Source organism: Streptomyces coryli, assembly GCF_011044975.1.
GTDB classification, from domain to species: Bacteria; Actinomycetota; Actinomycetes; order Streptomycetales; family Streptomycetaceae; genus Streptomyces; species Streptomyces coryli.
In genome coordinates, this window is record NZ_JAAKZV010000408.1 from 1 (window position 1) to 4,259 (window position 4,259).

General features: G+C 72.6%; 3 protein-coding genes. 1 reads left to right on the forward strand and 2 read right to left on the reverse strand.

Going from position 1 to position 4,259, the window contains the following annotated elements:
* Positions 1-153: 153 nt before the first annotated feature.
* Positions 154-1,170, reverse strand: a complete 1,017-nt coding sequence (locus tag G5C51_RS40240) for a carbamate kinase (RefSeq protein WP_165245621.1) — start codon at positions 1,168-1,170, stop codon at positions 154-156.
* Between the two features lie 203 nt (positions 1,171-1,373).
* Here G5C51_RS40240 and G5C51_RS40245 point away from each other — a divergent pair, with 203 nt between their 5' ends.
* The gene (locus tag G5C51_RS40245; protein WP_338118494.1) at positions 1,374-2,933 is read left to right on the forward strand and encodes a PucR family transcriptional regulator; all 1,560 of its coding nucleotides are present in this window, start codon (positions 1,374-1,376) and stop codon (positions 2,931-2,933) included.
* On the opposite strand, the gene G5C51_RS40250 is transcribed toward G5C51_RS40245, so the two are convergent.
* Positions 2,914-4,259 (reverse strand): purine-cytosine permease family protein (locus G5C51_RS40250; protein ID WP_165245623.1); only part of this gene is annotated, 1,346 nt, incomplete at its 5' end. The genes G5C51_RS40245 and G5C51_RS40250 overlap by 20 nt on opposite strands.

Here is a 4,259-nt window from a genome sequence, read left to right on the forward strand (position 1 = left end):
GTCGACGGGGAGGCGGGCGGGAGCGTGGCTGCTGAGGTCGGGGGGCGCGCCTACGGTGCTTCGGGCCATCGGGTGTCCTGTCCTGTGGATGTTCCTGTGGACGTTCCTGCGGATGCCGTCGGAGGAGGAAAGCTGAGGGCCGATTCGGGCGTGTTACGTCTCGGCTGCCGCCGCGTTGCGCTGGTCAGCGGCCTTGGCGGGGGCGGGAGTTCGTACGATCCGGGTGCCGGTACGCCCTGCGAGGGCGTCGCCGAGCGCGGCCGGGGAGGTGATCAGGACGCTGTCGCCGCCGGCCGCGAGGTAGTCGAGCGCCGCCCGGACCTTCGGGCCCATGCTGCCCTCGGGGAACTGGCCCGCGGCCAGGTGGCGGCGGGCCTCGGCCGCGTCCAGAAGGTCGAGTGGGCGCTGGTGCGGGGTGCCCCAGCCAAGGGCGATGCGGTCGACGCTGGTCGTGATGATCAGCTCGTCCGCGCCGAGGGCGGTGGCCAGGAGGGCGGAGGTGGCGTCCTTGTCGACGACCGCCTCCACGCCGCGGAGTGAGCCGTCGGGGGCCGCCACGACCGGGATGCCGCCGCCTCCGCCGGCGATGACCACGTGTCCGGCGGCGAGCAGTGCGGCGATCGCCGCTTGCTCTTCGATACGGCGCGGGGCGGGGGAGGGGACGAGGCGGCGCCAGCCGCGACCGGCATCCTCGCCGACGGTCCAGCCGTGCCGGGCGGCGAGGCGTTCGGCCTCGGCGCGGGGGTAGTGGGTGCCGATCGGCTTGGTGGGGTGGGTGAAGGCCGGGTCGGCGGCATCGACGACCGTGTGGGTGAGGAGCGCTACGGGGCGGGCCGGTGGCGGGAGCGCGGCGGAGAGGCCGCTGGCGAGGATGTAGCCGATGCTGCCCTGGGAGTCGGCCACGCACATGTCGAGGTCGAGGTGCGGGAGTTCGGGGGCGATCTCGGCCACCAGGTCGGAGCGGCGCTTGATGAAGCCGACCTGCGGGCCGTTGCCGTGGGTGACGACGACGCGGGCGCCGGTGCGTACGAGACCGGCCACGGGGCCCGCGAGGTGGCGGGCGGCCTCGAACTGCTCGGCGATGGTGGCGTGTCCGCTGCCGCCGCCGCGGAGCAGGGCGTTGCCGCCGATGGCGAGCACGGTCGTCCGGGAGGAGCCTTCAGCTGGCATGCCAGGACGATAGGAACGGGGGGTCCGCGGGTCATGGGCAGCGGTTGCCAGTACCCGGCGGGGGTTGTTGACGGCGGCTGACAGTGTGGCGGGATTCGGTATACCCGACCGCCGCCGAGCAGCCAGGGCCGCGGCTCGTCATCGTATACAGTCTTCTGTCGACGGCGTTTACAGGCCCCCAACTCGCGCCCATAGTGAGCAGCGTGGCCGGATCCCGTACCACCGCGACTCCCCCCGCACCCGCACCCGCGTCCGCCCCGCCCGCCGCGCGGCTGACCGTGGCGCAGGCGCTGGAGCTGCCCGCGCTCGCGGGCGCGCGGCTGGTGGCCGGGCGGGACGGCGCTCGGCATGCCATCCGGGTCGCGAACATCATGGAAGTCCCGGACATCGTCCGCTGGATGCGCGGCGGCGAGCTGCTGCTCACCACGGCGTACGCGGTGCGGCACGACGAGCGGGCGCTGATCGCGCTGGTCCCGGAGATGGCACGGCGCGGGCTCGCGGCGCTCGGCGTCAAGGTGGGCCCGTATCTGCCGAGCCTGCCGAAGGCCATGCTGCGCAGCGCCGATGAACTGGGCTTTCCGATCGTGGAGCTGCCCGGCGAGGTGATGCTCAACGACATTCTGTCGGAGGTCATCGGCACCGTACTCAACCGGCAGGCGCTCAGCCTCGAGCGCACGCAGGCGCTGCGGGACCGGCTGTCGCAGGCGGTGCTGCTCGGCGGTTCGTACCACGAACTGGTCGCGCTGCTCGCGCGCGAGACCGGCTGCCCGGCGGCGGTGCGGGCGGTGGACGGCGCGGTGCTGGCGGCGGCCGGACCCGTACCGGAGGGTGTCACGCCCAGCCTCACCCGGCCGATTGCCGTGGGGGATCGCCCCGGTGGCGAGGTCGCGGTGTGGAGCGCCACGTGCGGCGACGACCTGGTGCTCGCCGTCGAGCATGTGGCGACGCTCGCCACGATGCTCGTCGTCCAGGAGCGGGCGCTGGCCGAGCGGGAGCGGCGTTATCGCACGCTGCTGCTCACCGCGCTGGTATCCCATCCGCCGCGCGACCGTTCCGAATTGGCGCGCAGGGCCGCGGCGTTGGGCTGGGATCTGGAACGCCCCCGGGCCGCGGTCGTCGTCGAGGTCACCCGCGGCGGCGCCGGCTTTACGGAGGAACGCCTGCTGTCCGCCGCCCGCACCGCCCTCGGCGCGCAGACCCCGGCCTGGGGCACGCCCGGCGGGATGACGCTGCTGGTCGAGCCCGGCGAGTCACTGAGGCGCAGCTGCGCCGCGCTGCGCCGGGCGGTCGCCGCCGCCTGCCCGGGGCACGCCGTGGCGGTGGCGGCCGGGACCGTACGCGACGACTTCGCCGAACTGCACCGCAGCCACGGGGAGGCGCTGTCCGCGCTGTCGCTGGGCCGCGAACTGGAGGGTCCGGAAGGGTCCTTCACCAAGCTCTACGAGGACTGCGGCGTGTACCGGCTGCTCGACCAGCTGCCGGACGGCGAGCTGCGGGCACTGGTCGACGGGGCGCTGGGGCCGCTGATCGCGCATGACGCCCGGCATGACTCCAGTCTTGTGCACAGTCTGACCGTGTATCTGCAGCGGGACCGAAATGGTGTGGATGCGGCTGAGGAGCTGCACATTCACTACAACACGCTGCGGTATCGGTTGAAGCAGATCGAGAAGCTGGCCGGCGCACCGGACAAGGATCCGATGCGCCGGTTGCAGACGGAGTTGGCGGTGCACGCCCACCGCTTGCTCAGCGCACGGGCTCGCTGAGCTGCTCGGCGGCGCCGGTACGGCTTGGCGCCCGGCGCGCGGCGCGCAGCTGCGGCAGCGAGAAGAGCACGTACAGCAGCGCTCCGGTCAGCGGCAGCGCGTGCCAGAGGTCGTCGTCGAAGCCGAAGCCGAGGACGAGGTTGATGCCGAGGCCGACGAAGAAGGCTGCCACGGCGCGGTAGTTGACCGCGGCTGTCGCCGCTTCCGACAGGTCGTAGCGGCCGCGGCGGAGGAGGAAGTAGTCGGCGATGAGGATGCCCGGGATGAGCGGGATCGCGTAGCCGAGGTGGTTGAGGTAGGTCAGGAAGGCGTCCAGGATGCCCGCCGTCAGGCCGTAATAGGCGAGGGCGCAGGCCAGCACGCCGGCGATGACGTTGACCGCGATCCGGGGAAGGTCGATCGCGGTGCGGCCGGCCAGGCTGGCGGCGTACATGTTGTTGACCTCGTGCGGGAAGCCCTGGACGAAGATCGCGAAGGTGGCGAGGGCGCCGACGCCGACCGCGCCGAAGGCCGCGCCCATGTCGCCCTCGCGGACGCCGAGTCCGAGCATGATGCCGAGGAGATTGAAGCCGAAGTTGCCGATCATGAATTCGGCGATGGTGGTGGTGTAGACGGTGGTCTTCGACTTGCCGAAGCGGGTGATGTCGGGGGTCACCGTCGCGCCCGTCATCCACTTGTTCACGCCGAGGGCGAAGAGGGCGAGGGCGGTGGCTTCGCCGGCGCGGGCCGGTTCGGCGTCGACGATCGCGCCGATGCCGCCCGCGTGGTCGATCGCGGCGATGACCGCGATCACGACCGTGACCAGCATCAGCGGCACGCTGATCCGGCCGACCCAGGTCAGGCCCTTGCCGAAGCCGACGATGGAGAGGGCGGTGTACATGGCGCTGAGGACGACGCAGTAGAGCAGCCCCAGCCACGGGTCCTTGCCGCCGGGCAGCACGCCGGCGGTGATGCCGGTGCTGTAGCCGACGAAGCCGGCCGAGAGCAGGGCGATGACGAGGGAGGGGAGCCGGCTGCCGCCGCGGCCGAAGGCGGCCTGGAGGCCGAGGGCGGTGGTGATGCGTTCGCGCTGGCCGATGAGGCCGCAGAGGATCGATACGGCGCTGACGACGAGGGAGCTGCCGACGGCGATCAGGAGGCCGGTCCAGAACGGGAAGAAGAGGCCGAGGGACATGCCGTAGAGGAGGTCGGTGGCCGAGACCGTGAAGCCCATCCGGACCAGGGTGATGGAGAGGGTGGAGCGGCGTTCGTCCGGTGGGAGGCGGTCGGCGGCGAAGTCCTCGGTGGCCTCGGCGGCGCGGCGGGCGCGGGTGGTGGGGGTGGTGG